The sequence below is a fragment of the Shigella sp. FJ200513 genome (assembly GCF_040495915.1).
In the GTDB taxonomy this organism is placed as follows: Bacteria; Pseudomonadota; Gammaproteobacteria; order Enterobacterales; family Enterobacteriaceae; genus ECMA0423.
This window is the reverse complement of record NZ_JBDYCV010000001.1, coordinates 90,606-116,011: the sequence shown is the minus strand read 5'-3', so window position 1 is coordinate 116,011 and position 25,406 is coordinate 90,606. Positions and strand designations below refer to the sequence as shown.

At 51.4% G+C, this 25,406-nt stretch carries 21 protein-coding genes, 5 tRNA genes, 1 other RNA gene and 3 pseudogenes; 14 read left to right on the top strand and 16 right to left on the bottom strand.

Going from position 1 to position 25,406, the window contains the following annotated elements; translation table 11 throughout:
* Window positions 1-58: 58 nt before the first annotated feature.
* On the bottom strand, window positions 59-1,297 hold the full coding sequence (gene alaC, locus ABZJ92_RS00580; RefSeq protein WP_000785918.1) for an alanine transaminase: 1,239 nt from the start codon (window positions 1,295-1,297) through the stop codon (window positions 59-61).
* A gap of 376 nt (window positions 1,298-1,673) precedes the next feature.
* Here alaC and ABZJ92_RS00575 point away from each other — a divergent pair.
* The 3 genes and pseudogenes from ABZJ92_RS00575 to ABZJ92_RS00565 all read left to right on the top strand — a co-directional run bounded on the left by ABZJ92_RS00575 (window position 1,674) and on the right by ABZJ92_RS00565 (window position 4,779).
* Window positions 1,674-3,160: pseudogene (locus ABZJ92_RS00575) on the top strand (LytS/YhcK type 5TM receptor domain-containing protein).
* Between the two features lie 14 nt (window positions 3,161-3,174).
* Window positions 3,175-3,909 (top strand): two-component system response regulator YpdB, encoded by a 735-nt coding sequence (gene ypdB / locus ABZJ92_RS00570; RefSeq protein ID WP_001295458.1) that lies wholly within the window; start codon window positions 3,175-3,177, stop codon window positions 3,907-3,909.
* Between the two features lie 12 nt (window positions 3,910-3,921).
* Window positions 3,922-4,779 (top strand): annotated as a pseudogene (locus tag ABZJ92_RS00565) (AraC family transcriptional regulator).
* Window positions 4,780-4,781: 2 nt separating this feature from the next.
* Here the strand turns inward: ABZJ92_RS00565 and ptsP are convergent.
* From ptsP to glk, 7 genes are all read right to left on the bottom strand, one after another.
* Complete coding sequence (gene ptsP, locus ABZJ92_RS00560; RefSeq protein ID WP_000955858.1) at window positions 4,782-7,277, bottom strand: phosphoenolpyruvate--protein phosphotransferase; 2,496 nt, start codon at window positions 7,275-7,277, stop codon at window positions 4,782-4,784.
* A gap of 24 nt (window positions 7,278-7,301) precedes the next feature.
* Window positions 7,302-8,339: an aminopeptidase gene (gene ypdE, locus ABZJ92_RS00555; protein WP_000366006.1), complete on the bottom strand. Its 1,038-nt coding sequence runs from the start codon at window positions 8,337-8,339 to the stop codon at window positions 7,302-7,304.
* Complete coding sequence (locus ABZJ92_RS00550) at window positions 8,339-8,782, bottom strand: M24 family metallopeptidase (RefSeq protein WP_234426314.1); 444 nt, start codon at window positions 8,780-8,782, stop codon at window positions 8,339-8,341. The genes ypdE and ABZJ92_RS00550 overlap by 1 nt, the downstream gene beginning before the upstream one ends.
* Complete coding sequence (gene ypdF / locus ABZJ92_RS00540; protein WP_005047078.1) at window positions 8,757-9,422, bottom strand: aminopeptidase; 666 nt, start codon at window positions 9,420-9,422, stop codon at window positions 8,757-8,759. Before ypdF ends, ABZJ92_RS00550 begins: the two co-directional genes overlap by 26 nt.
* A gap of 14 nt (window positions 9,423-9,436) precedes the next feature.
* The gene (locus tag ABZJ92_RS00535) at window positions 9,437-10,684 is read right to left on the bottom strand and encodes a PTS fructose transporter subunit IIC (RefSeq protein ID WP_000985333.1); all 1,248 of its coding nucleotides are present in this window, start codon (window positions 10,682-10,684) and stop codon (window positions 9,437-9,439) included.
* A 21-nt stretch (window positions 10,685-10,705) separates the two neighbouring features.
* Window positions 10,706-11,032: a PTS fructose transporter subunit IIB gene (locus tag ABZJ92_RS00530; protein ID WP_005047083.1), complete on the bottom strand. Its 327-nt coding sequence runs from the start codon at window positions 11,030-11,032 to the stop codon at window positions 10,706-10,708.
* A 218-nt stretch (window positions 11,033-11,250) separates the two neighbouring features.
* Window positions 11,251-12,216 (bottom strand): glucokinase, encoded by a 966-nt coding sequence (glk, locus tag ABZJ92_RS00525; RefSeq protein WP_000170347.1) that lies wholly within the window; start codon window positions 12,214-12,216, stop codon window positions 11,251-11,253.
* Between the two features lie 203 nt (window positions 12,217-12,419).
* Here glk and ABZJ92_RS00520 point away from each other — a divergent pair, with 203 nt between their 5' ends.
* Window positions 12,420-13,676, top strand: coding sequence for an ion channel protein (locus tag ABZJ92_RS00520; protein WP_000903159.1), 1,257 nt, complete (start codon window positions 12,420-12,422; stop codon window positions 13,674-13,676).
* 114 nt (window positions 13,677-13,790) lie between these two features.
* On the top strand, window positions 13,791-14,117 hold the full coding sequence (ypeC, locus tag ABZJ92_RS00515) for a DUF2502 domain-containing protein YpeC (RefSeq protein ID WP_000490072.1): 327 nt from the start codon (window positions 13,791-13,793) through the stop codon (window positions 14,115-14,117).
* A 140-nt stretch (window positions 14,118-14,257) separates the two neighbouring features.
* Here the strand turns inward: ypeC and ABZJ92_RS00510 are convergent, their stop codons facing one another.
* Window positions 14,258-15,496, bottom strand: a complete 1,239-nt coding sequence (locus ABZJ92_RS00510; protein ID WP_000186375.1) for an Nramp family divalent metal transporter — start codon at window positions 15,494-15,496, stop codon at window positions 14,258-14,260.
* Window positions 15,477-15,533, bottom strand: a complete 57-nt coding sequence (locus ABZJ92_RS22430) for a hypothetical protein (protein ID WP_418134935.1) — start codon at window positions 15,531-15,533, stop codon at window positions 15,477-15,479. The genes ABZJ92_RS00510 and ABZJ92_RS22430 overlap by 20 nt, the downstream gene beginning before the upstream one ends.
* 298 nt (window positions 15,534-15,831) lie before the next feature.
* On the opposite strand from ABZJ92_RS22430, the gene nupC reads away from it, so the two are divergent.
* Window positions 15,832-17,034: a nucleoside permease NupC gene (gene nupC, locus ABZJ92_RS00505; RefSeq protein ID WP_005085424.1), complete on the top strand. Its 1,203-nt coding sequence runs from the start codon at window positions 15,832-15,834 to the stop codon at window positions 17,032-17,034.
* 49 nt (window positions 17,035-17,083) lie between these two features.
* Here the strand turns inward: nupC and ABZJ92_RS00500 are convergent.
* The 3 genes and pseudogenes from ABZJ92_RS00500 to ABZJ92_RS00490 form a co-directional block, all read right to left on the bottom strand.
* Window positions 17,084-19,196 (bottom strand): annotated as a pseudogene (locus tag ABZJ92_RS00500) (bifunctional diguanylate cyclase/phosphodiesterase).
* Window positions 19,197-19,403: 207 nt separating this feature from the next.
* Window positions 19,404-19,479, bottom strand: a tRNA-Ala gene (locus tag ABZJ92_RS00495).
* 39 nt (window positions 19,480-19,518) lie between these two features.
* Window positions 19,519-19,594 (bottom strand) — tRNA-Ala (locus tag ABZJ92_RS00490).
* Between the two features lie 220 nt (window positions 19,595-19,814).
* On the opposite strand from ABZJ92_RS00490, the gene ABZJ92_RS00485 reads away from it, so the two are divergent.
* Both ABZJ92_RS00485 and ABZJ92_RS00480 read left to right on the top strand, forming a co-directional pair.
* Window positions 19,815-20,174 (top strand): YfeC-like transcriptional regulator, encoded by a 360-nt coding sequence (locus ABZJ92_RS00485; protein WP_000472021.1) that lies wholly within the window; start codon window positions 19,815-19,817, stop codon window positions 20,172-20,174.
* A 1-nt stretch (window position 20,175) separates the two neighbouring features.
* On the top strand, window positions 20,176-20,568 hold the full coding sequence (locus tag ABZJ92_RS00480) for a MerR family transcriptional regulator (RefSeq protein ID WP_000826512.1): 393 nt from the start codon (window positions 20,176-20,178) through the stop codon (window positions 20,566-20,568).
* 51 nt (window positions 20,569-20,619) lie between these two features.
* Here the strand turns inward: ABZJ92_RS00480 and gltX are convergent, their stop codons facing one another.
* On the bottom strand, window positions 20,620-22,035 hold the full coding sequence (gene gltX / locus ABZJ92_RS00475; RefSeq protein ID WP_000695655.1) for a glutamate--tRNA ligase: 1,416 nt from the start codon (window positions 22,033-22,035) through the stop codon (window positions 20,620-20,622).
* A gap of 258 nt (window positions 22,036-22,293) precedes the next feature.
* Here gltX and ABZJ92_RS00470 point away from each other — a divergent pair.
* The 5 genes from ABZJ92_RS00470 (at window position 22,294) to ABZJ92_RS00450 (ending at window position 23,186) form a co-directional block, all read left to right on the top strand.
* A tRNA-Val gene (locus ABZJ92_RS00470) sits at window positions 22,294-22,369 on the top strand.
* A 44-nt stretch (window positions 22,370-22,413) separates the two neighbouring features.
* Window positions 22,414-22,489 (top strand) — tRNA-Val (locus ABZJ92_RS00465).
* Between the two features lie 4 nt (window positions 22,490-22,493).
* Window positions 22,494-22,569: transfer RNA gene (locus ABZJ92_RS00460), tRNA-Lys, on the top strand.
* Window positions 22,570-22,599: 30 nt separating this feature from the next.
* A non-coding RNA gene (locus ABZJ92_RS00455) (RtT sRNA) lies at window positions 22,600-22,725 on the top strand.
* A 119-nt stretch (window positions 22,726-22,844) separates the two neighbouring features.
* The gene (locus ABZJ92_RS00450; protein ID WP_000201413.1) at window positions 22,845-23,186 is read left to right on the top strand and encodes a FlxA-like family protein; all 342 of its coding nucleotides are present in this window, start codon (window positions 22,845-22,847) and stop codon (window positions 23,184-23,186) included.
* On the opposite strand, the gene ABZJ92_RS00445 is transcribed toward ABZJ92_RS00450, so the two are convergent.
* Window positions 23,177-24,103 (bottom strand): LysR family transcriptional regulator, encoded by a 927-nt coding sequence (locus tag ABZJ92_RS00445; protein ID WP_001109794.1) that lies wholly within the window; start codon window positions 24,101-24,103, stop codon window positions 23,177-23,179. The genes ABZJ92_RS00450 and ABZJ92_RS00445 overlap by 10 nt on opposite strands.
* An 89-nt stretch (window positions 24,104-24,192) precedes the next feature.
* Between ABZJ92_RS00445 and ABZJ92_RS00440 the strand changes: the two genes are divergently transcribed.
* Complete coding sequence (locus ABZJ92_RS00440) at window positions 24,193-25,191, top strand: bile acid:sodium symporter family protein (protein WP_000765614.1); 999 nt, start codon at window positions 24,193-24,195, stop codon at window positions 25,189-25,191.
* On the opposite strand, the gene ABZJ92_RS00435 is transcribed toward ABZJ92_RS00440, so the two are convergent.
* A complete protein-coding gene (locus ABZJ92_RS00435; RefSeq protein ID WP_000410201.1) occupies window positions 25,188-25,406 on the bottom strand; it encodes a DUF3820 family protein in 219 nt (72 codons plus the stop codon). The genes ABZJ92_RS00440 and ABZJ92_RS00435 overlap by 4 nt on opposite strands.

Genomic DNA, 25,406 nt, shown 5'->3' with positions numbered 1-25,406 from the left:
ACTGTGCAATGAAAAACAGGAGCCATCAGGCTCCTGTTTGCATTTCTGACGACGGTGTTTATTCCGCGTTTTCGTGAATATGTTTGCTGCTGACGGGTAGTAAACCGTCGGCACGGAACATCGCTTTAATCCCTCTGATGGCCTGACGAATACGGTCGTGGTTTTCAATCAGTGCAAAGCGAACATGCGTATCACCATAGTCGCCAAAGCCAATCCCCGGCGAGACACAAACCTTCGCTTCGTTAAGGAGCTTCTTGGCAAATTCCAGCGATCCCATGGCCGCATATGGTTCCGGGATTTTCGCCCAGACATACATCGAAGCCTTCGGCATTTCGACCATCCAGCCCGCTTCATGCAGCCCTTTAACCAATACATCACGACGGCGTTTGTACTGTTCGGCAATGTCGCGCACGCACTGTTGATCGCCCTCGAGTGCCGCAATCGCCGCCACCTGCAACGGCGTAAAAGTGCCGTAATCGTGATAGCTTTTGATTCGCGCCAGGGCACTGACCAGCGTTTTGTTGCCGACCATAAAGCCGATACGCCAGCCCGCCATGTTGTAGCTTTTCGACAGCGTAAAGAACTCGACCGCCACATCGCGTGCACCCGGCACCTGCATAATTGACGGCGCTTTCCAGCCATCGTAGACGATATCGGCATAGGCCAGGTCATGGACCACCAGCACATCGTAGCATTTCGCCAGCGCCACAACCTTTTCGAAGAACTCCAGTTCCACGCATTGCGCGGTTGGGTTCGACGGGAAGCCGAGGATCATCATCTTCGGTTTCGGATAACTTTCACGAATGGCGCGCTCCAGTTCGTTGAAGAAATCGACACCTTCCACCAGCGGCACTGAGCGTACCTGCGCCCCGGCAATCACCGCGCCATAAATATGGATCGGGTAACTTGGATTCGGCACCAGCACCGTGTCACCATGATCCAGCGTCGCCAGCATCAGATGCGCCAGGCCCTCTTTCGAACCAATAGTGACGATGGCTTCTGATTCCGGGTCGATTTCAACGTCGTAGCGATCCTGATACCAGCGGGAAATGGCGCGACGTAACCGCGGAATGCCGCGTGAAGTGGAGTAACCATGCGTGTCCGGGCGCTGGGCCACAGTACATAATTTTTCGACGATATGCGGCGGAGTCGCACCGTCCGGGTTACCCATGCTGAAATCGATAATATCTTCGCCGCGCCGACGCGCAGCCATTTTCAGTTCAGCGGTGATGTTAAAAACGTAGGGCGGGAGACGATCAATGCGCGTAAAGCGACGTTCAGGGCGAGTGTCAGCCATAATTTCCTCAGATTAACGTTAGCGCCCGGACCGTCCGAGCGACGCTGCCACAATGGTGGCTGTTTTGAAAATAGCCTGATTAATTTCTGTCTGTCCAGCGTTTTAGAACATTTTTATCAATGGATTTAAATGAGGAACTCCACTTCAAAAACAGGAAATTTTTCTACGCTAACAAGAAAATCACCACCAATTTTATTAACATTATAATTTCAATAAATTTACCAGCCAGAAGTGCATTATCAAGAGATACATTGCTAATACACCATTTATCTTTCAATCCCCTTTTAAATTTATGGTTTTTCCTTAAAAACGGCCTGCTGGTCATCAGCCTTCAGGTTACCTATCATAGAGGTTTAATCCTTATTCAGAGTCACCCGTGCACGAAATATTCAACATGCTGCTGGCGGTCTTCGATCGGGCAGCGTTAATGCTTATCTGCCTGTTCTTTCTCATCCGTATCCGCCTGTTTCGCGAACTGTTGCACAAGTCGGCGCACTCCCCAAAAGAATTGCTCGCCGTTACCGCCATTTTCTCGCTGTTCGCCCTGTTCAGCACCTGGTCCGGCGTTCCCGTAGAAGGCTCGCTGGTGAACGTACGTATTATCGCGGTGATGTCCGGCGGGATTCTGTTTGGCCCGTGGGTAGGCATCATTACCGGCGTGATTGCGGGTATTCACCGGTATTTAATTGATATCGGCGGCGTGACGGCGATCCCCTGCTTTATCACCAGCATTCTGGCGGGTTGTATATCAGGCTGGATAAACCTGAAAATCCCCAAAGCACAGCGCTGGCGCTGGATATCGCCAACAAAACGCTACCGCTGTTTCGCCATGTCAATAGCGAGTCATTACGCAAGGTCTGCGAAATTATCCGCGATGACATTCACGCCGATGCGGTGGCGATTACTAATACCGATCATGTGCTGGCCTATGTTGGCGTGGGTGAACATAACTATCAGAATGGCGATGACTTCATTAGCCCGACTACCCGTCAGGCGATGAATTACGGAAAAATCATCATTAAAAACAATGATGAAGCCCACCGCACACCAGAGATTCATTCCATGCTGGTGATCCCATTGTGGGAGAAAGGGGTCGTGACCGGAACGCTGAAAATTTACTACTGCCACGCGCATCAGATCACCTCGTCATTACAGGAAATGGCGGTCGGTCTGTCGCAAATCATCTCCACGCAACTGGAGGTTTCACGCGCCGAGCAGCTACGTGAAATGGCAAATAAGGCAGAGATTCGCGCCCTGCAAAGCAAAATTAATCCCCATTTTCTGTTTAACGCTCTGAACGCTATTTCATCGTCAATCCGTCTGAATCCGGATACCGCTCGCCAGTTGATCTTTAATCTGTCGCGTTATCTGCGCTATAACATTGAATTAAAAGACGATGAGCAAATCGATATCAAAAAAGAGCTGTATCAAATTAAAGACTATATTGCCATTGAGCAGGCCCGCTTTGGCGACAAGCTGACGGTTATCTATGATATTGATGAAGAGGTGAATTGCTGCATTCCCAGCCTGCTGATCCAGCCGTTGGTGGAGAACGCCATTGTCCACGGTATTCAGCCTTGCAAAGGTAAAGGCGTTGTCACCATCAGCGTTGCAGAGTGCGGAAATCGGGTACGCATTGCGGTGCGAGATACCGGGCACGGCATCGTTCCAAAGGTGATTGAGCGGGTCGAAGCGAATGAAATGCCGGGCAATAAAATTGGCCTGCTGAATGTCCATCATCGCGTGAAGTTATTGTATGGCGAGGGGCTGCATATCCGCCGCCTGGAGCCGGGGACGGAAATTGCGTTTTACATTCCTAACCAACGCACCCCAGTCGCCTCACAGGCTACGTTATTGCTTTGAGCCGGAGTGATATTGTGAAAGTCATCATTGTTGAAGACGAATTCCTGGCACAACAGGAACTGAGCTGGCTAATTAAAGAGCACAGCCAGATGGAGATTGTCGGCACCTTTGACGACGGTCTGGACGTGTTGAAGTTTTTGCAGCATAACCGCGTCGACGCCATTTTTCTGGATATCAATATTCCGTCGCTGGATGGCGTGTTGCTGGCGCAAAACATCAGCCAGTTCGCCCATAAACCGTTTATTGTGTTCATCACCGCGTGGAAAGAACATGCGGTAGAAGCGTTTGAACTGGAGGCGTTTGACTACATTCTCAAACCGTATCAGGAGTCACGTATTACCGGGATGCTGCAAAAACTGGAAGCGGCCTGGCAACAACAGCAGACCAGCAGTACGCCTGCCGCGACGGTAACGCGTGAGAATGACACCATTAATCTGGTGAAAGATGAGCGAATAATCGTCACGCCAATTAACGATATCTATTACGCCGAAGCGCACGAGAAAATGACCTTTGTCTATACGCGGCGTGAATCCTACGTAATGCCGATGAACATTACCGAATTTTGCAGCAAACTGCCGCCGTCGCATTTTTTCCGCTGCCATCGCTCATTTTGTGTCAATCTGAACAAAATACGCGAAATCGAACCGTGGTTTAATAACACCTACATTCTGCGACTGAAAGATCTGGATTTTGAAGTGCCGGTCAGCCGCAGCAAAGTGAAAGAATTTCGCCAGTTAATGCATCTTTAATCGGGAACTTTCATGAAAGCACCAGGCTTGCCCGCCGATCAACAATTTTTCGCCGATCTGTTCAGCGGCCTAGTGCTTAACCCGCAACTACTGGGGCGCGTCTGGTTTGCCAGCCAGCCTGCCTCGTTACCGGTGGGCAGTTTATGTATTGATTTTCCCCGTCTGGATATCGTGCTGCGCGGCGAATACGGCAACCTGCTGGAAGCAAAGCAGCAGCGAATGGTGGAAGGAGAAATGCTGTTTATTCCGGCACGCGCGGCTAATTTACCGATCAACAACAAACCGGTGATGCTGTTAAGCCTGGTGTTCGCACCGACCTGGCTTGGGTTATCGTTTTACGATAGCCGCACCACGTCGTTGTTGCATCCTGCTCGCCAGACCCAGCTTCCCAGCCTGCAACGCGGTGAAGGTGAAGCGATGCTTACCGCCCTCACCCATCTTAGCCGTTCGCCGCTGGAGCAGAATATCATTCAGCCACTGGTGTTAAGTTTGCTGCATCTTTGCCGCAACGTGGTGAATATGCCGCCGGGTAATTCACAACCGCGCGGCGATTTTCTCTATCACAGCATTTGTAACTGGGTTTAGGATAATTATGCCCAGCCGCTCACCCGCGAGAGCGTGGCGCAGTTTTTTAATATCACGCCCAATCATCTGTCAAAACTGTTTGCTCAGCATGGAACGATGCGTTTTATCGAGTATGTGCGTTGGGTGCGAATGGCGAAGGCGAGGATGATTTTGCAGAAATATCATCTGTCAATTCATGAAGTGGCACAGCGTTGCGGTTTTCCGGATAGCGACTATTTTTGTCGCGTTTTCCGGCGTCAGTTTAGTCTGACGCCGGGAGAGTACAGCGCCCGTTTTCAGGGCTAACGTCAGAAGGTTAATTCTGTTTCCAGCAGCGTCAGGATACTTTGTGCATCTTGCGCGGCAAACAACGACTGGCGGAAGTTTTTATTCACCAGTTTACGCGCCAGCTGCGAGAAGACTTTCACATGATTCATCCCTTCGTTAGCACCCAGCGTCAGCATGATCACCAGTTCGACTTCGCCCATTTCTGACTGCCAGTCAACCGGTTTCGCCAGCCGGGCAATGCTGATACTGGAATGACGGATCCACTGAGATTTGGTGTGCGGGATCGCTACGCCAAAACCAACGCCGGTGGTAACAATCTCTTCCCGCTGCCAGACATCTTCTTCCAGCTCAAACGGATGTTCAGTGCGCCCGTTAACGCCGAGGTTGCCGCACAGGAACTGGATCGCCTGCTCTTTATTGCTAAAATCCTGATCAACAAAGATATTCTCCAGCGCCAGCAGTGGGCGAACGTCTTCTTCCGGCGTAAAGGCGGTGAGTAACGCTTCAATTTCCTGCGCACTGCGGCATTCACATGCCTGACGCGCCAGTTCCCGACACGCCTCGCTATCCAGTTGACGAAGCTGGCTTTTCACCGCCGGAATACGCGGGCTACTCATACTCAGCTCATCCAGGCCCAGCCCAAGCAGTAGCGGCAGATAACGGCTTTCACCGCCCAGTTCACCGCAAATGCCTACCCATTTGCCCCGCTGATGCGCAGTGGTAACTATTTGCTGCAACATGCGCAGGAACGATGGCGTAATCGGGTTATATAGCGGCGATACGCGCGGGTTATTACGATCGACCGCATACAGATACTGGGTCATATCGTTGGAGCCGATACTGAAGAAATCGACCTCATCGCAGAAGTGGTCGATGATGTAGCACACCGACGGCACTTCCACCATGATCCCAAGCGTAATCGTCTCTGCATGACGCAGGCCATCGCGCTTAAGCTCAACGATCGCTTTTTGGATCTCGCCTTTCACCCATAAGATCTGATCGAGGCTGTGAACCATCGGGATCATCAACTGGGCGTTGCCGAAACTGGCGGCGCGCAAAATGGCCCGCAGTTGAGTGCGGAACAGGCCAGCAAATTCCGGGTAAATACGTACCGCGCGATAGCCGAGGAACGGGTTCTCTTCCTGGGGAATATTCAGATAAGGAATGCTTTTATCGCCGCCGATGTCCATCGTGCGGAAGATAATCGGCTTGTCGCCCGCCGCCAGTAGCACCTGCTGGTAGGCTTCAAATTGCTCCTGCTCGTCCGGCGCGCTGTCGCGATCCATATAGAGCATTTCGGTACGGAACAGCCCGACACCTTCCGCGCCGTTGGCAAACGCGCCTGGCGCTTCCAGAGCGGTGCCGATATTCGCCGCAATATCAATACGCTTGTTATCACGGGAATAGGCCAGCTGCGCGGCAGCCTGCGCCTGTTGTTTTTGGCGTTTATCCGCCAGCGTCTGCGCGACCTGATAATAACCGCTCACCGCGTCATTCGGGTTAATCGCCAGCACGCCGCACTGGGCGTCAAGCACTGCAGGTTGCCCGGCATAACGGGCAATCGCATCCAGCGGCAAGCCACTCAGTACCGGGATCGCCGAGGCACGGGCCAGAATCAGTGTATGCGAGGTGCGCCCGGTTTTCTCCAGAATCATACCCGCAAGATTTTTCAAATCAAGGCTCAAAAACTGGCTTGGGGTTAAATCTTCAGCCACCAGAATGGTCGGTTTTTCCAGCACCAGATTGTTGCGCGGCTTCAGTTCCGGCCAGGTGATATGCAGCAACTGTTCGCTGATATCGCGAATGTCGCTGACCCGCTCGCGCAGATAATCGCTGGCAGAAGCAGATAGTTTGGCGCAAACCTGCTCCATATTGCTGATGATCGCCGCCCCCAGTCCCTGATGCTGTTCTGTCATCAGGCGACGGATATTGCCTGCAAATTCATCATCCTGAATCAGCGACAAATGAGCGCTGAGGATAGTTTTGCTTTCGCCGTCACGCTCACGCAATTGCTGATTCAGTTGCTCGGCAAGCGTTGCCAGGCTGTGCTCCAGCCGGGTGGAATCTTGCGCACTGGCGGGGATTGCCCGATAACTGTCGAGGCTGTCGCTTTGTAACAGGGTCAGCGTACCCACGCCGACGCCGCTTGCCAGCACATTGCCGTACAGTAAATCCGGGTTAAGGCGGCTTAATGAACGCGGCAGCGGATGCGCCGTCAGTTCTGCCTGCGTCGGCTGAACGCTGTCGCTGTCGATAAAGCGCACCAGGATGTACTCTTCCAGCACGCGCCGCGCCTGCTCTTCATCGCTGCCGCTAATGTTCAGGCTGCAACTGTCATTAAATAAGGTGCCAGTTCCAATCAACGCCAGCGAGCTTTTAGCATCAGCCTTTGCGTTCTGGCGATGGTTGATAAAGGTGATTTCGCTTTGCCACTGGCTGCACTGTTCTTTAAGTTCCCACGCCGGACGAGCATGTAGACCGTTAGGCAAAGGACAGAGAAATTGAATCGTTAACATAACCGCTCCGGGTTAATCAGGAGATCATCTGAAATCCGTCAGTTGAACAACCGTCTCACGCGTAAGACGTTGAATAAGGGCAGATAAAAGTTGCTCCATCTGCAAAATGTCGCGGCAATCGGCAATCGATGCCGCGCAATGTCCGTGGCGGGTGGCAGGCCCCATTACCAATGTGGGTACGCCAGTACCGGTTAAGTGCACCGCTCCACCGTCCGTGCCGCCGTTACTGAACATATCCGCCTGCAACGGAACGCCAATTTCTGCCGCCACGGTTTCAATCCACGCGGTAAGTTTTGGCGGCGCAATCAGCGATTTATCGCTTAACACCAGCATCGGCCCGTTACCAATCTGACGATGGTTAGCCGCGCCATAATCAAAGTTTTTCGCCCAGCAGGCGGTATCAAGCACAATGGCGACGTCCGGCGACACCGCGCGGGTAGCAGTTTGCCCGCCGCGTAATCCCACCTCTTCGCTGGAACTTGCCACCAGCCACACTTCCGCAGGCAGTTCGGCGTCGTGCAGCTCACGTAGTAACGTCACCAGCAGATAGCAACTGAGGCGATCATCAAAGGCTTTGCCCATCACCCGCTGGTGAGGGAGGACCTGAAAAGTGGTATCGAAGGTGACGCGATCGCCTGGACGAATTCCCGCCTGCATCACTTCGTCATAGGTGCGCGCGCCAATGTCCACGCGCATGGCGCTAACGTCATTCCCCTGCCGGTCGCCGTCAAGCAGGCCTGGAATTTTGCACTCTTCACGGGTGGTGATGCGCACCGGCTGCAGCTGGCGGGCAGCCATGCGCACGTTGCCAACCGGCAGCACGTCAATAGCGCCTTCGCGGGAGATGCTGCGCACCATAAATCCCACTTCGTCCATATGGGCGCAGATCATCACCTTCGGACCTGTCGATTCATTGAGGCGGATCAGCACCGATCCCAGACCATCAAATCGCACTTCTTTTTGCAGGCGAGCCGCTTCTTCCAGCAGGATCTGCCGCACTTCCTGTTCCGAGGAGGCGATCGCATCTGCCTCGCTCAACGCTTTTAATAGCGATAAATCCATTATGCCTCTCCCGTGAGCAACACTGTTTTCGGCATGGCGTAGAGCACTTCTGCGCCTTGCGGGGTAACCAGCACAACATCTTCGATGCGCACGCCCCCTTGCCCTAGCAAATAAATCCCCGGCTCCACGGTCAGCAACATGCCTGGCTGTAGCGTCGTGGTGTCCCGCGGTGAAAAACGCGGATCTTCATGGACTTCAATGCCGATAGCGTGACCAGTGTTATGACCGAAATAGTCGCCAAATCCAGCCTCGGTAATGACCCGGCGCGCGGCGTCGTCAATCTGCTGGCAGCGCACGCCGGGGCGAATTGCAGAGATTGCCGCGAGCTGTGCCTGCAGGACAATCTGATAGACGTCAAACAGCGGGTGAGATTCGGCGCTCACCCCTTCGCCATTCACCAGCAAGGTGCGCGTCATATCAGCAGTAGCCCTGATACAGCGCACCAAAATCGAGAGTGACAAACTCGCCCGCTGCAACAATCTTGTCGCTGGCTTTGCCGTGCGGCAGCGCCCCGCGCCAGCCGCTGGCGACAATGGTGTCAAAAGAGGCTTTTTCTGCGCCCTGCTGGCGCATAAACCACTCCAGTTCAGCGGCTATCTCGCGCTCGCTCATCCCCGCCTGAATAAAGCGGCGAATATGCTCCGCTCCGCGATCGGCAATCCCACAGGCGAGGCGGATTATCTCCACCTCCTCTGGCGTTTTGATTTGCCGCAGCACATCCGGCGTGGCGCTAACCAGTTTCGCATTGAGTTCAGACTTCCAGCGGTGCGCGGTTTCCCAACTCACCTGCTGGCCTTCAAAACCGAGCGTTTGCAACTGCTCATCGGCAATGATTTGATTGACGATAGTGGTAAGCGTGTTCGTTGCGTCAAGCAAATGCAGCTGGTAGCCTTGCGCACGGGCTTCCACCTCAACGAAATAGCGCGAATCTACCAGAATGTGCGCACTTTCACGGCTAATAACCACATAGCCTGATCCGGTGGAGATCCCCAGATGCGGCTGTTTGTTCTGCCGTGAGGAGAGAAGCACCGCATCCAGTTGTTGCACCTTAAGCCAGTTGCGCAGCGAAGCGAGTAATGTCATCTGGATTTTCCTTCTTACAGGCTATCGATTAACAATTTGCCTTTGCGGAACATCATCAGACGCAGGAACACCACCATCAGCGCAGTAATGATTGCCCCCAGCGCGATCCCCGCCATATAAACGCCCAAGTTAGTGACCAGCGGCCATGCCCAGATAGCGGATTCCGGGAACCATTGCACTGCGCCCAGCCAGACAGCTGCGGTTGAGCCGACAATCGCGCCGACCATATATGACGGAATAGCGGTGATGGGGCTTTCCAGCGCAAACGGAATCGCACCCTCACTAATCCCCATAAAGGCCAGGAACATCGCGGTCTTACCCTGCGGATAAAGTTGAGCGTTGAACAGGCGTTTGCCGGTTAAACGACGGTCAATAATGGTCGCCAGACCCAGACCAATCGGCGGAATAACGATAGCGATAGAACGAGCGGTGACCGGTAATACGTGGTCAGTGGTAAAGCTGAAGGCAACGAAACCTGCGGCTTTGTTGATCGGGCCACCAAGGTCGATTGCTGTCGCCGCGGCGATCCCCATTGCGTACATCAGCGCGCCCTTCTCACCTGCGGCAGTCAGCACAGTACGGATACCGCCGTTGATCCAGCCACCAAAGGGAGTGATGACGTAGTACATCGCCAGCATGACAAAAATGGCGGAAAGAATCGGTAGCAAAAATGTGGTTTTGAACGCTAACAGGAAATCCGGTAACTGGATTTTCTGGTTCATCCATTTCACAAGGTAACCGGCAACGATAGAAATAATCAGCGCACCAATGAAGGTGGACGGCACCGGCGAAGAGGTCGCCCATTGCATAGTGCTGGGATCGAAGTTCAGCAGTTGCGTCGGCTGGGTAGACATCAACCCGCCGATAAAACCAGCCGGGAACGCCAGTTTGCCACCGATAGAGTTCGCCACAAATGCAGCAAACATCGGAATGGCAAAACCAAACAACACGCCGCCGAAGGACTGCGACAGCCAGGCAAATTTAAGTAAGGAGAGGTCGAAACCGGAGAATTTCCCGCTATTAAGAGCATCCATGATGCCGATCTCAGCAGGAATTTTAAGCCAGCTATAAGCAATCAGCTGGCTGAAAGCGAGGATCACACCGCCCATAATTAAGGTCGGCACCATGCGTGAAATCCCTGACATCACATGCTGCGGGAGTTCACCCCAGAAGCTGCTTTTAGAGGCCTGCGGATTCTTAACTGCCGCTGCCGCACCGGATGCGCCAGGCACAACGGTTGCACTGCGTTTTTTAATGGCCATAACAATTATCCCTGTCGAATATTACTGTTGTTCAGAGGCAATCATCTCTTCGATTTCTTTGATGATGCCCGCAGCGTTTTTAATTGCGTCCTGCAAAGTGATTTCATAAACGTCGCGTGATTCGAAACGTTCGTTATCTTCCGGGGTAACTGCCACGGAATGGATGATGATGGTCGCTTCGGCGATATCCTGCGCCGTCAGGCGATTCTGGATGCCGTCCGCGCCCTGGGTTTCAATTTTCACTTCATAACCGGCTTCTACCGCCGCTTCTTCCAGCACCTGAGCGGCCATAAAAGTGTGAGCCAGGCCCATTGGGCAGGCACATAAGGCAATCAGTTTCTTACTCATCGTTAATTCCTCGTTCAGTGATAGTTGACTAGTGAAATTATGAACGTGCAAAACAAATCGCCGTTACCAGACAAATAATGCATTTACTGGAGAATTAATCCCGCTGTACGGAAGTGTGACGCAGGTCGGCCTTGTGAGGGGACACAAAGAAAAATTGAATTAACTGTATGATTTAAAAGATTATCGGGAGAGTTACCTCCCGATATAACAGGAAGGATTTACAGAATGTGACCTAAGGTCTGGCGTAAATGTGCACCGGAACCGAGAAGACCCGGATAGTCATGGACGATGAGATACACCGGAATATCATGGACATATTCTTTAAAGCGCCCTTTATCTTCAAATGCGGCACGGAAACCGGAGGCTTTGAAGAACTCAAGGAAGCGCGGCACGATACCGCCCGCAATAAACACGCCGCCAAATGTCCCGAGATTGAGCGCCAGATTGCCGCCAAAACGGCCCATAATGACGCAAAACAGCGACAATGCGCGGCGGCAATCGGTGCAGCTGTCAGCCAGCGCGCGTTCGGTAATATCTTTTGGCTTGAGATTTTCTGGCAGGCGGTTGTCAGCTTTCACAATTGCGCGATACAAATTCACCAGCCCAGGGCCAGAAAGCACGCGCTCCGCCGAAACATGACCAATTTCCGCACGCAATATTTCGAGGATAATGGCCTCTTCTTCACTATTCGGCGCAAAATCAACGTGACCGCCTTCGCCCGGCAAGCTTACCCAACGCTTATCGACATGGACCAGATGCGCAACCCCAAGCCCCGTTCCGGCACCGTAAACCGCAATAGGCTTACCTTCGACCGGTTCTGCGCCACCAAACTGAATCAGATGCTCTTTTTTCAGCATCGGGATCGCCATCGATACAGCGGTAAAATCGTTAATAATTTCCAGATGGCTAAAACCGAGATTCTTTTTCATTTCGGCAATTGAGAACGCCCAGGTATGGTTGGTCATTGCCACCCAGTCACCGGTAATTGGGCAAGCGATGGCAATACAGCCGTCTTTCACCTCGACCTTATGTTCTTCAAGATAAACGCGAATGACCGCTTCGAGGCTGGGGTAATCAAGCCCTGAATAGGTCTTAGCCTGCGAGATTTCACCACTGGCAATATCACACAGAGCAAGACGTGCGTTGGTGCCGCCCACATCACCGACTAATGCATACTTTGTCATTCTTCAACTGCTCCGCTAAAGTCAAAATAATTCTTTCTCACACTGTAAATACCTGGGGGCATAACAACAACGCCGGAAAGGCAGGCTCCCTGTAAATATCGATCTGGGTCACACAATTACTTTATCGTTTCAGCACCAATTGCAGCGATGCCTTTTTGCAAGCTGGGCAAACTAAGTATCTGACCCCGCATAAGGAATAGAACATGCTCCATCCGCGAGCCAGAACCATGTTGTTATTATCGCTCCCCGCCGTGGCAATTGGGATTGCGTCCAGTCTTATTCTGATTGTGGTGATGAAAATCGCCTCGGTATTACAGAATTTGCTCTGGCAACGACTGCCGGGAACTCTGGGGATAGCCCAGGATTCACCCCTCTGGATCATCGGTGTATTAACGCTAACGGGTATTGCGGTGGGGTTGGTTATCCGTTTCAGCCAGGGTCATGCCGGACCAGACCCCGCCTGTGAACCGCTGATCGGCGCACCGGTTCCGCCCTCTGCGCTACCTAGACTTATCGTAGCATTAATTCTCGGTCTTGCTGGCGGCGTCAGCCTGGGGCCGGAACATCCGATCATGACCGTCAATATCGCCCTTGCCGTCGCCATTGGCGCTCGTCTGTTACCGCGCGTCAACCGAATGGAGTGGACTATTTTAGCCTCTGCCGGAACCATCGGCGCGCTGTTTGGTACACCTGTTGCGGCGGCGTTGATATTTTCGCAAACCTTAAATGGCAGTAGTGAAGTTCCGCTATGGGATCGTCTTTTTGCGCCGTTAATGGCGGCAGCAGCTGGTGCACTTACTACCGGATTATTTTTCCATCCCCATTTTTCACTGCCCATTGCGCATTACGGACAGATGGAAATGACCGATATTCTCAGCGGTGCAATTGTCGCGGCGATTGCCATCGCAGCAGGGATGGTCGCCGTATGGTGCTTACCACGGTTGCACGCGATGATGAATCAAATGAAAAATCCGGTGCTCGTGCTGGGTATTGGCGGATTTATTCTCGGAATTCTGGGGGTTATTGGTGGACCAGTTTCGCTGTTTAAAGGGCTGGATGAGATGCAGCAGATGGTGGCAAATCAGGCTTTCAGCACCAGCGATTACTTTTTGCTGGCGGTAATTAAACTTGCCGCCCTGGTCGTTGCTGCCGCCAGTGGCTTTCGCGGTGGGCGAATCTTCCCGGCAGTGTTTGTCGGCGTGGCATTAGGGTTGATGCTGCATGAGCACGTTCCCGCCGTTCCAGCGGCAATAACCGTTTCCTGCGCTATTCTCGGCATCGTGCTGGTGGTAACACGCGATGGCTGGTTAAGTCTTTTTATGGCGGCAGTCGTTGTACCCAATACCACATTGCTACCGCTGCTCTGTATCGTCATGCTTCCGGCATGGCTGTTATTAGCAGGTAAGCCGATGATGATGGTCAATCGTCCGAAGCAACAGCCACCCCACGATAATGTTTAGCAAAAAATGCTCTCCTTTATGATTTAAGAGTTATGGCGATGATACGGGGCTTTACCTCCCCGTAATATTGCGTTAACAGGCCGCTGACGGCTTCGATCGTGAAGGAGAATAACAATGTTCAGGTCACTGTTTCTGGCGGCCGCCCTGATGGCATTTACCCCGCTTGCAGCAAATGCAGGTGAAATCACCCTACTGCCATCGATCAAATTACAAATTGGCGATCGCGATCATTACGGTAATTACTGGGACGGTGGTCACTGGCGAGATCGTGATTACTGGCATCGCAATTATGAATGGCGCAAAAACCGCTGGTGGCGTCATGATAATGGCTATCATCGTGGCTGGGATAAGCGTAAAGCATATGAGCGTGGCTATCGTGAAGGCTGGCGCGATCGTGACGATCATCGCGGAAAAGGCCGCGGACATGGGCACCGCCATTAAACGCGTCCTCCAATGGAGCACAATGCCTGATGCGACGCTAGCGCGTCTTATCAGGCCTACAAACCGGCTCTTTAACGCGTAGGGCGGATAAGGCGTTTACGCCGCATCCGCCAATAGTGCCAGATGCGACGCTCATTCAACTACAATCCCAGCGCCGTCCCCACCAACAACCAGATATTCAGCGCCACGACCAGCACTACAATCACCCAGCCTGTCTGTTTTACGCGTTTGCTGTTCACCAGATCGCCCATCAACTTGCTGTCACTGGTGAAAATCAGCAGTGGAACCAGCGCCAGGGCGATACCAAAACTTAACAGCACCTGACTCATAACCAGAATCCGTGTCGGATCTAATCCCATCAGAATGACAATAAATGACGGCAACATGGTGACTGTACGACGCACCCACAGCGGGATATGGAAGCGAATGAATCCCTGCATCACCACCTGCCCCGCCAGTGTCCCCACCACCGTTGAGGACAGTCCGGCAGCAACCAGACTTAACCCAAAGACCGTTGCCGCAGCATGGCTTAACAGCGGTTGCAGCGTCAGATAAGCCTCATCAAGATCGGCAACACCAGTATGACCAGAAAAGTGGAACGCCGCCGCAGCTGTAGCCATCATCACCAGATTGACAAAACCGGCAATCGTCATGGCGATAGCCACATCCCATTTGGTGGCGGAATAACGTTGTTGACGCGAACCGCCATGTAAATGCTGAGTGAGCGAAGAGTGCAAATAAATCACATGCGGCATAATCGTCGCCCCTAACACGCCTGCTGCCAGGAAGACCGCCTCCGAAGTAGGTAAACTCGGGATCACCATTCCTTTACCCAGCTGCGCCAGGTTAGGCTGGGAGAAAATCAACTCGACAATGTAAGCCGCGGCAACAAACAACAGTAACCCGCCAATCACTTTCTCCAGCGGTTTTTGCCCGCGACGTTGCAGCATTAAAATCAGGAAAGTCGCGATCCCCGTCAGCACCGCGCCCTGCAACAACGAAACACCAAGAATGAGTTTAAAACCGATCGCCGCACCAATAAATTCCGCCAGGTCGGTTGCCATCGCAATAATTTCTGCCTGAACCCAATAGAACCACACTACGGGACGCGGATAGTGATCACGAATCTGCTCCGCCAGATTTTTACCGGTGGCAATCCCTAGTTTGGCAGAGAGGATCTGAATCAGCATCGCCATCAGGTTGGCCCAAACGACAACCCACAGTAGCTGATAGCCGAAGCTAGCACCCGCCTGAATATTGGTCGCAAAGTTACCGGGATCGATATAACCAATCGCCGCAATGAACGCAGGTCCCATTAATGCGAGCCTCATCTTACGCGCCGCCCGTCCGCTGCTACTCTCAACGCGATAGTTCGTCATCTTGTGCCTCTAAAACATAGCCTTTGCTATGTTTCATGCTATGCTAAACGAGAATGATTATCAAATTCATTTAAATGGATTGTGGTGATTTCTCTGATAGACCAAGATTATGATTACGAAAAGATTGATGACTTGAATGTTATGGTTATGTTTAATGTTAGCACATTTACATAACTTTCAGCTTCCATACACAACATAGCAGAAATGTATGACAGATCACTATTTTTGAAGCCTGTCACAGGACGTCATTATAGTGTGTGTCAGATCTCGTTTTCCTTAACCATGTTACATAGAATGTGCACGGAAATTTAACCTGCCTCATATTTGGAGCAAATATGGACCGCGTCCTTCATTTTGTACTGGCACTTGCCGTTGTTGTGATTCTCGCACTGCTGGTAAGCAGCGACCGCAAAAAAATTCGTATCCGTTATGTTATTCAACTGCTTGTTATCGAAGTGTTACTGGCGTGGTTCTTCCTGAACTCCGACGTTGGTTTAGGCTTCGTGAAAGGCTTCTCCGAAATGTTCGAAAAACTGCTCGGATTTGCCAACGAAGGGACTAACTTCGTCTTTGGTAGCATGAATGATCAAGGCCTGGCATTCTTCTTCCTGAAAGTGCTGTGCCCAATCGTCTTTATCTCTGCACTGATCGGTATTCTCCAGCACATTCGCGTGTTGCCGGTGATTATCCGCGCAATTGGTTTCCTGCTCTCCAAAGTCAACGGTATGGGCAAACTGGAATCCTTTAACGCCGTCAGCTCCCTGATTCTGGGTCAGTCAGAAAACTTTATTGCCTATAAAGATATCCTCGGCAAAATCTCCCGTAATCGTATGTACACCATGGCTGCCACGGCAATGTCCACCGTGTCGATGTCCATCGTTGGTGCATACATGACCATGCTGGAACCGAAATACGTCGTTGCTGCGCTGGTACTGAACATGTTCAGCACCTTTATCGTGCTGTCGCTGATCAATCCTTACCGTGTTGATGCCAGTGAAGAAAACATCCAGATGTCCAACCTGCACGAAGGTCAGAGCTTCTTCGAAATGCTGGGTGAATACATTCTGGCAGGTTTCAAAGTTGCCATTATCGTTGCCGCGATGCTGATCGGCTTTATCGCCCTGATCGCCGCGCTGAACGCACTGTTTGCCACCGTTACTGGCTGGTTTGGCTACAGCATCTCCTTCCAGGGCATCCTGGGCTACATCTTCTATCCGATTGCATGGGTGATGGGTGTTCCTTCCAGTGAAGCACTGCAAGTGGGCAGTATCATGGCGACCAAACTGGTTTCCAACGAGTTCGTTGCGATGATGGATCTGCAGAAAATTGCTTCCACGCTCTCTCCGCGTGCTGAAGGCATCATCTCTGTGTTCCTAGTTTCCTTCGCTAACTTCTCTTCAATCGGGATTATCGCAGGTGCAGTTAAAGGCCTGAATGAAGAGCAAGGTAACGTGGTTTCTCGCTTCGGTCTGAAACTGGTTTACGGCTCTACCCTGGTGAGTGTGCTGTCTGCGTCAATCGCAGCACTGGTGCTGTAAAACCATACATAAAAAAGCCGGGGATCATTCCCCGGCTTTTTTACGCCTGTTAATCAGCTAATGGCTGCGGGCGACCAATCAAATACCCTTGCAGATATTGCACCCCGAGCTTATGCAATAGCGCCTGCTGCTGTTGCGTCTCGACAAACTCCGCGACCACACTCAATGACTTCGCTTTCGCCAGATCGGTAATTGATCTCACAATCATCGCATCCAGCGTATTCGTGACAATATCTTTCACAAAGACGCCATCAATTTTGATGATATCAGCCTGCAAACGCTTTAACCGTTCGTAGTTGGCATATCCGGTGCCAAAGTCATCAATCGCAATCCGGAAACCAAACTTATGCAGCTGCTCGATGTTGTACATGCTGCTTTCTGCGTTAGAAAACGCCTGCTCCTCGGTGATCTCAAGAATGACCGCCTGCGGGGAGATGTGATAACGCTTAAACAGACGAATAATCCGCCCGGCAATATTCTTTTGCAGCAGCGTGAGCGGCATTAAATTGACTGAAAAGCGCGGTCCTTTTTTGTCGCAAGGGTGTGTTGCCAGCCACTTCAACAAGGATTCCAGCACTTGCAAATCAAAACGCGCGCTAAGGTTAAACTGAGCAATAAGGGGCAGAAACTTATCCGGGGTCATAATGCCGCCGTCATATTTCAGTCGCGCGAGGATCTCATCATAACCTTCACCCTCTTTGTTGCGAATTGGCTGGGCGTAGAGCAGCAAATCACCCTGATCTAACGCCGTGCGAATGGTATTCAGCAATAGCACCTGTTTAGTGGTCTGCCCGGAAACCATCTCCTCTCTGCTATCCAGCGCCAGCACATGATGATGTGCGCAGGATTGCTCCGCCAGCCAGCTTAACTGCCCCAACAAGGGTTGCAGGGTTTCCTGATTTCCATCAAAACGCCCCCAGGCAGCACCATAGCCCATATCCAGCCCGGTATTGTTCCAGTGAATTTGCCGACTATTCAGGATGTTAACCATATGCTGGAGTCGCCCTTCCGTTTCCGGCCCGCTCAGCACTAACAGCAGTTCACTACCCGGCAATTGATACAACTTTTCGTTTTCCTGCATCAACGGCAGCAGCGTACGGCAAATTGAGCGGATACAGTGAACGCGCATCATTAAGCCGTAATGACGACTCATAAACTCAAGATTATCAATGCGCAGGCAGCAAAAACTCTTGCCCGCCTCTTGCTCCGGCGCTTGTTCCAACGCACGAAAGTTGGGTAGGAGCGTTAACGGATCTGTTAGCGCCTGCAAATGCCAGCGGCGATTAAGCCATTCACTGCGATGATAAATGCGCACCATATAGAGCAGGCAAACGCTAAAGGAAATCAGCACCGCGAGAATAAATGCCAGCGAATATTCGGTTTCCACCCCTTGCAAAAAGTTCTGATTGTAATTCAGAAGGCAAAGCGTTGAAACAGCCCAGGTGAGATTTAAAAACGGATAGCGAAGATTACCGACCCCGAGGGTAAAGATGATGAAGAAAACGGGTACCAGGTAACCGGCAATAAAGTCGTTTTCATAAGGTGTGCACAACAGAAGTAGCAGCACGCTTAACGCTGCCAGCCAGCTTAAGGTAAATGCGAGTGAGATAGTAGAAAAGCATGTTGTAAATCAGCACTGCGGTGAAAAGGCTTAGTAAATCAACGACCGTGAAAATGGCATCCGCATCGCCGAAAAAGGTGGATATCTTTAGCGGGAAATCAAAGAAGCTCCCCACAAGATACATGCTGCATTTGATGCCGATCGGCGTCACCAAACCAAGCCAGAACAGACGTTGCCAGACATATCGGCTGGTCAATCCATAACGCCAACGCGTCCCCAGCTGCCAGCGTAATATTGCGCAGGCACACAACACGACAAACGTCTGGCTGCCGAGCATGACCGCAGTCTGTAAAAAAGAGAGATGAAAGTTCCACAGATTGGTGCAAAACATCCCGCATAAAACGGGAACGACACCGCGCCAGCCAAAGATAAACAAGATTGACAGCATTACGCACAGTGGCATCCACGCCAGAAAGATATAACTGGAATGGATAATGGCAAGTGGCGAAATAAAACGGGATAGCTGAATAAGTACCACGGTGAGCGTAAACGCTAGTGTGAATATCTTGATATTTTTTATCAGGTTATGCTCCACAAACATGAGTACACTACTCTCACTGATCGGGGTTTTCAGGCACACAAATAATAAGTTTATTCGCATCGCGAAGCAAACAGGGGCCAGCCTGTTGCCGATTTTTCATCCAATGATGCTTTCACCAGGCGGCGCTAACCCGGACGTAGACTGTATTACAAAAGCGGCAAAAAGCAGAGACAAAAAACCCCCGCTTTGCAGCGAGGGTTGGAAATTTGGTGGAGCTAAGCGGGATCGAACCGCTGACCTCTTGCATGCCATGCAAGCGCTCTCCCAGCTGAGCTATAGCCCCACGATGCGTTTACGTACCAAATTTGCTGGGTGCAAAATTTGGTGGAGCTAAGCGGGATCGAACCGCTGACCTCTTGCATGCCATGCAAGCGCTCTCCCAGCTGAGCTATAGCCCCGTCACGTAAAGCTTGTCGAGTTGACGGGCGGCATCATATGAATTCCGCCCGAATGTGTCAACGGCAAATTGCAACGTGTAGTTTCAATCGCTGAAAAATCAGGCAAATGAACAATTTTGGAAAACCGCTCGCATTCAGTAGTTATTCATGTCACGGTTTCCTGTAAAGTGGTGTTATAAAATGAACTACTAATAGACCCACATACATTCAGGGAATTGTTATGTTCAAGGAGAGGATGACACCAGATGAACTTGCCAGACTGACCGGCTATAGCCGCCAGACCATTAATAAATGGGTACGCAAGGAAGGCTGGACAACGTCACCAAAACCTGGCGTCCAGGGTGGCAAAGCCCGACTGGTTCACGTCAATGAACAGGTTCGTGAATATATTCGCAATGCTGAACGTCCAGAAGGTCAGGGAGAAGCGCCTGCCCTTTCTGGTGATGCGCCGCTTGAAGTATTGCTGGTGACACTGGCGAAAGAGATGACGCCAGTTGAACAAAAACAGTTTACATCCTTGCTTCTGCGGGAAGGGATTATCGGATTGTTACAACGCTTAGGGATTCGCGATAGCAAATAATATGAAAAGATTACGCAATAAAATGACCACCGAAGAACTGGCTGAATGCCTCGGTGTGGCTAAACAAACTGTTAACCGTTGGACCAGAGAAAAAGGCTGGAAAACGGAAAAATTTCCCGGCGTGAAAGGCGGTCGTGCCAGACTTATTCTGGTCGATACGCAAGTTTGCGAGTTTATTCAGAACACGCCAGCCTTCCATAACACACCAATGTTGATGGAAGCTGAAGAGAGAATTGCTGAATACGCTCCTGGAGCACGCGCCCCGGCGTATCGACAAATCATCAACGCGATAGATAATATGACAGACATTGAGCAGGAAAAAGTCGCGCAATTTTTGTCACGTGAAGGAATTCGCAATTTCCTCGCCCGTCTCGATATTGACGAATCAGCATAAATAAAAAACGGCAGGATATTATCTCCTGCCGTTTATCTTTTTACACGCTAATTACTGCTGATTTTCGCGTTCAGCAATAAAATCCAGCGCTTTGTTGATACGCTCGATACTGCGGGTCTTACCAATTGCGTGAACGGTAACATCCAGTGCTGGAGACTGCCCCGCACCGGTTACGGCGACACGCAGCGGCATACCAACTTTACCCATACCCACTTCCAGCTCATCCGCCGTCGCCTGAATAGCGTGATGAACGTTTTCAGCGGTCCAGTCAGTAATCGCGGCCAGTTTGTCACGAACCACTTCCAGCGGCTGACGCGCTACCGGACGCAGATGTTTTTTCGCCGCATCGGCATCGAACTCAGCAAAATCTTCGTAGAAATAACGGCAGCTCTGTGCCATCTCTTTCAGCGTCTTGCAGCGTTCGCCCAGCAGTTTCACCAGATCAGCCAGCTGCGGGCCGTTACGGGTATCGATATTTTCCTGCTCAATGTGCCACTGTAAGTGAGTAGCAACATACTCCGGCGGCAGCGCGTTAATGTAGTGATGGTTCAGCCACAGCAGCTTGTCGGTGTTGAACGCACTGGCAGATTTGCTGACGGCATTCAAAGTGAAGTATTTGATCATCTCTTCACGAGTGAAGATTTCCTGATCGCCGTGGGACCAGCCCAGACGCACCAGATAGTTCAGCAGTGCTTCTGGCAAATAACCGTCATCACGATACTGCATTACGCTGACTGCCCCGTGACGTTTGGACAGTTTTTTACCGTCATCGCCATTGATCATAGAAACGTGCGCGTAAACCGGCACCGGCGCTTTCAGGGCCTTAAGAATGTTGATCTGGCGCGGCGTGTTGTTGATATGGTCTTCGCCACGGATAACGTGGGTGATTTCCATATCCCAGTCATCGACAACCACACAGAAGTTATAGGTTGGGGAACCATCGGTACGGCGGATAATAAGATCGTCCAGTTCCTGGTTGCTGAACTCGATCGGACCACGGATCTGATCGTCAAAAACAACAGAACCTTCCTGCGGGTTAGCAAAACGTACAACACACGGTTCATCATCAGCATGATGCTCATGGCTGTGGCGGCAGCGACCGTCATAACGCGGCTTCTCACCTTTCGCCATTTGCTCTTCGCGCAGCGCTTCCAGGCGCTCTTTAGAGCAATAGCATTTATAAGCAGTGCCCTCTTCCAGCATCTGATCGATCACCGCGTTGTAGCGATCAAAACGTTTGGTCTGGTAGTACGGACCTTCATCCCACTCCAGGCTCAGCCAGTTCATGCCATCCATAATGGCTTCGATAGCTTCCGGCGTGGAACGCTCAAGATCGGTGTCTTCAATACGCAGCACGAACTCACCGCCGTGGTTACGTGCAAAAAGCCAGGAGTAAAGAGCAGTACGCGCGCCGCCAACGTGCAGATAGCCTGTTGGGCTTGGCGCGAAGCGAGTTTTGATTTTCATGAAATGGCCTTACGTTTAGAAAGATGCCGACAACCGGCAAATCCTGGAAAAATTGAGTGGGCGATATTCTATCACTCCCGCCTGATTCCTCAATGTAGTTCGGGTTTCTACCTTACGCATTATTGTTTTCGTTGACAAATTGCGCAACACGGTCTGTTTTGCGATCATCTTGCTTAAATTTACGACGAACGAACAATTTCTTTAGAAAATGCGTTGACTCATTTTGAACTCTCCCTATAATGCGACTCCACACAGCGGGGGTGATTAGCTCAGCTGGGAGAGCACCTCCCTTACAAGGAGGGGGTCGGCGGTTCGATCCCGTCATCACCCACCAACTACTTTATGTAGTCTCCGCCGTGTAGCAAGAAATTGAGAAGTGGGTGATTAGCTCAGCTGGGAGAGCACCTCCCTTACAAGGAGGGGGTCGGCGGTTCGATCCCGTCATCACCCACCACTTCGGGTCGTTAGCTCAGTTGGTAGAGCAGTTGACTTTTAATCAATTGGTCGCAGGTTCGAATCCTGCACGACCCACCAATGTAAAAAAGCGCCCTAAAGGCGCTTTTTTGCTATCTGCGATACTCAAAGATTCGAACCTGCAGCAGGTTTGAGTTGAGCGCAGCGAAACAACGGAGCCGCTCGCGGCGACGGCCCGAAGGGCGAGCGAAGCGAGTCATCCTGCACGACCCACCAATGCAAAAAAGCGCCCTAAAGGCGCTTTTTTGCTATCTGCGATTTGTAAGATTGATTTTTCTTCTCAAGTTCCTTGTTCTTCTACCGATATTACCTCGTACAGTGACGAGGACTGAACAATGGCCACTATCTCTTCAACTTCAATTCCTTCCATACAAACACAGAGTAGTAACAGGGCATCACAAGGTAGCGATGTTGCTTCACAAATCGCGCGGATAAGTCAGCAAATCATCAAACTCACTCAACAAATTAAAGAGATTGTAGACACTAGCGGCAGTGCTGAAGACAAGCAAAAACAGGCCGAATTGATTCAACAGCAAATCACCCTACTGGAAACACAACTGGCGCAGTTGCAGAAACAGCAGGCAGAAAAGGCGCAGGAGAAAGAGCAGCGTTTGTCTCTGAATGTATCCCTTCTAAATCCTGTTGAAAAAACGACTCATATCGATATCTATATCTGATACAACGGATCCCCTTCCCGACCAGCCATTAGCGCATTGCCCTGGTCTCGTACCACGTCCCATAACGCTTCAGCGGCGGTGGAAAGTGAACGGTTCTTCCTGCGCACCAGCATCAACTGGCGTTCAACCACCGGCGTAATGCGCTTAACCACCAGTGGGCTACCTTCAGGCAATGGTAGCGCCAGTGCAGGAAGAATACTGATGCCGATGCCTGCGGCTACCATCGGGAACAGCGTCGCCGGATGTCCAATCTCCTGCACAATATTCGCCTGAATACCATTGCGCGCCAGCGCTGCGTCAATCAGCGGTCGGCTGCCTGACGCGTAATCCTGCAACACCAATTTCGCTCCCTGTAATGCCTGCCAGGGTACATAATCTTCCACGGCCAAAGCGCTATCGCGATGGCAAAGCAGAAAGAAAGGCTCGGAAAGAATCGCTTCACATTGCAGATCGCCCACTGGGCCTGGATCGATGACGATGCCAAAGTCGACATCTCCCTGGCGAATACTTTCCATCACCCACTGCTGCGGACGATCATGCAGGACAAACTGAATATCTGGATAGCGGCGATGGCTTTCAGCAATGCATTGCGGAATAAGATGCGCGGAAATGGTCTGGCTGGCAGCGACCCGAACTTTTCCGCTCAGTTGTTGCCCCATACGCCCGGTATCGCGCAACGTGCTGTTAAGTTCATCCAGCAGTCGCTCAAGACGCAAAGCCAACTGCTGCCCTGCATCTGTAAGCACCACTTCACGCGTGGTTCTGTCCAGCAGGCGAACACCAGTATGATTTTCCAGCTCCTTCACACTGTGACTTACTGCCGACTGGCTCAAGCCGATACGCTCTCCTGCACGACTAAAACTTTTCTCCTGCGCTACTGTGACGAAAACCTTTAATTGTTTTAAAGAATAATTCATCTGTTTTCTTCATGAATGGATGCAATAAATCAATTTTATTTCTCAAACTGGAAGAAGCACAATAGAACCATCGATCATCTGGAGTCTTTATGAAACTTTTTCGTATCCTCGATCCTTTCACCTTAACCCTGATCACGGTGGTGTTGCTGGCCTCTTTCTTTCCGGCCAGAGGCGATTTCGTCCCCTTCTTTGAAAATCTGACCACCGCAGCTATTGCCCTGCTGTTCTTTATGCACGGCGCGAAGTTGTCGCGTGAGGCGATTATTGCTGGCGGTGGTCACTGGCGACTGCATTTGTGGGTAATGTGCAGCACCTTCGTGCTGTTTCCGATTCTGGGTGTACTGTTTGCCTGGTGGAAACCGGTAAATGTCGACCCGATGCTCTACTCCGGTTTTCTCTACTTGTGCATTCTCCCGGCTACCGTGCAGTCTGCAATCGCCTTCACGTCAATGGCGGGCGGTAACGTCGCGGCGGCGGTTTGTTCTGCGTCAGCATCCAGCCTGCTGGGGATTTTCCTTTCACCATTGCTGGTTGGTCTGGTGATGAATGTTCACGGTGCAAGGGGCAGCCTTGAGCAGGTCGGTAAAATTATGCTGCAACTGCTGCTGCCGTTTGTGTTGGGGCATCTTTCCCGGCCGTGGATTGGTGACTGGGTGTCGCGCAATAAAAAATGGATTGCGAAAACTGACCAGACGTCCATTCTGTTGGTGGTTTATACAGCGTTCAGCGAAGCCGTCGTTAATGGTATCTGGCATAAAGTTGGCTGGGGATCATTGCTGTTTATCGTGGTGGTCAGCTGCGTTCTTCTGGCTATCGTGATTGTAGTTAACGTCTTTATGGCACGCCGACTGAGCTTCAATAAGGCAGATGAAATTACTATCGTCTTTTGTGGTTCGAAAAAGAGTCTGGCAAATGGCATCCCGATGGCAAACATTCTGTTCCCCACATCGGTGATCGGTATGATGGTGCTGCCCCTGATGATTTTCCATCAGATCCAATTGATGGTCTGTGCGGTGCTGGCGCGTCGATACAAACGCCAGACCGAACAGTTACAGGCGCAGCAGGAAAGCAGCGCCGATAAAGCTTAAAGCGGACGCTTCAGGGGCTGGACCAGTTGCGTCAGCCCCTCGGTTTTAATCAGCAGCGTGATTTGCATTAGCTCACCGAGCTTCCCTGCCGGGAACTCATCTTTGCGGGCAAACCACAGCAGATACTCCTCCGGCAGGTCAATTAAGCGACGCCCTTTGTATTTGCCAAACGGCATTATCGTATTGGCTATTTCAATCAGCTGCTCTTTTTCCAT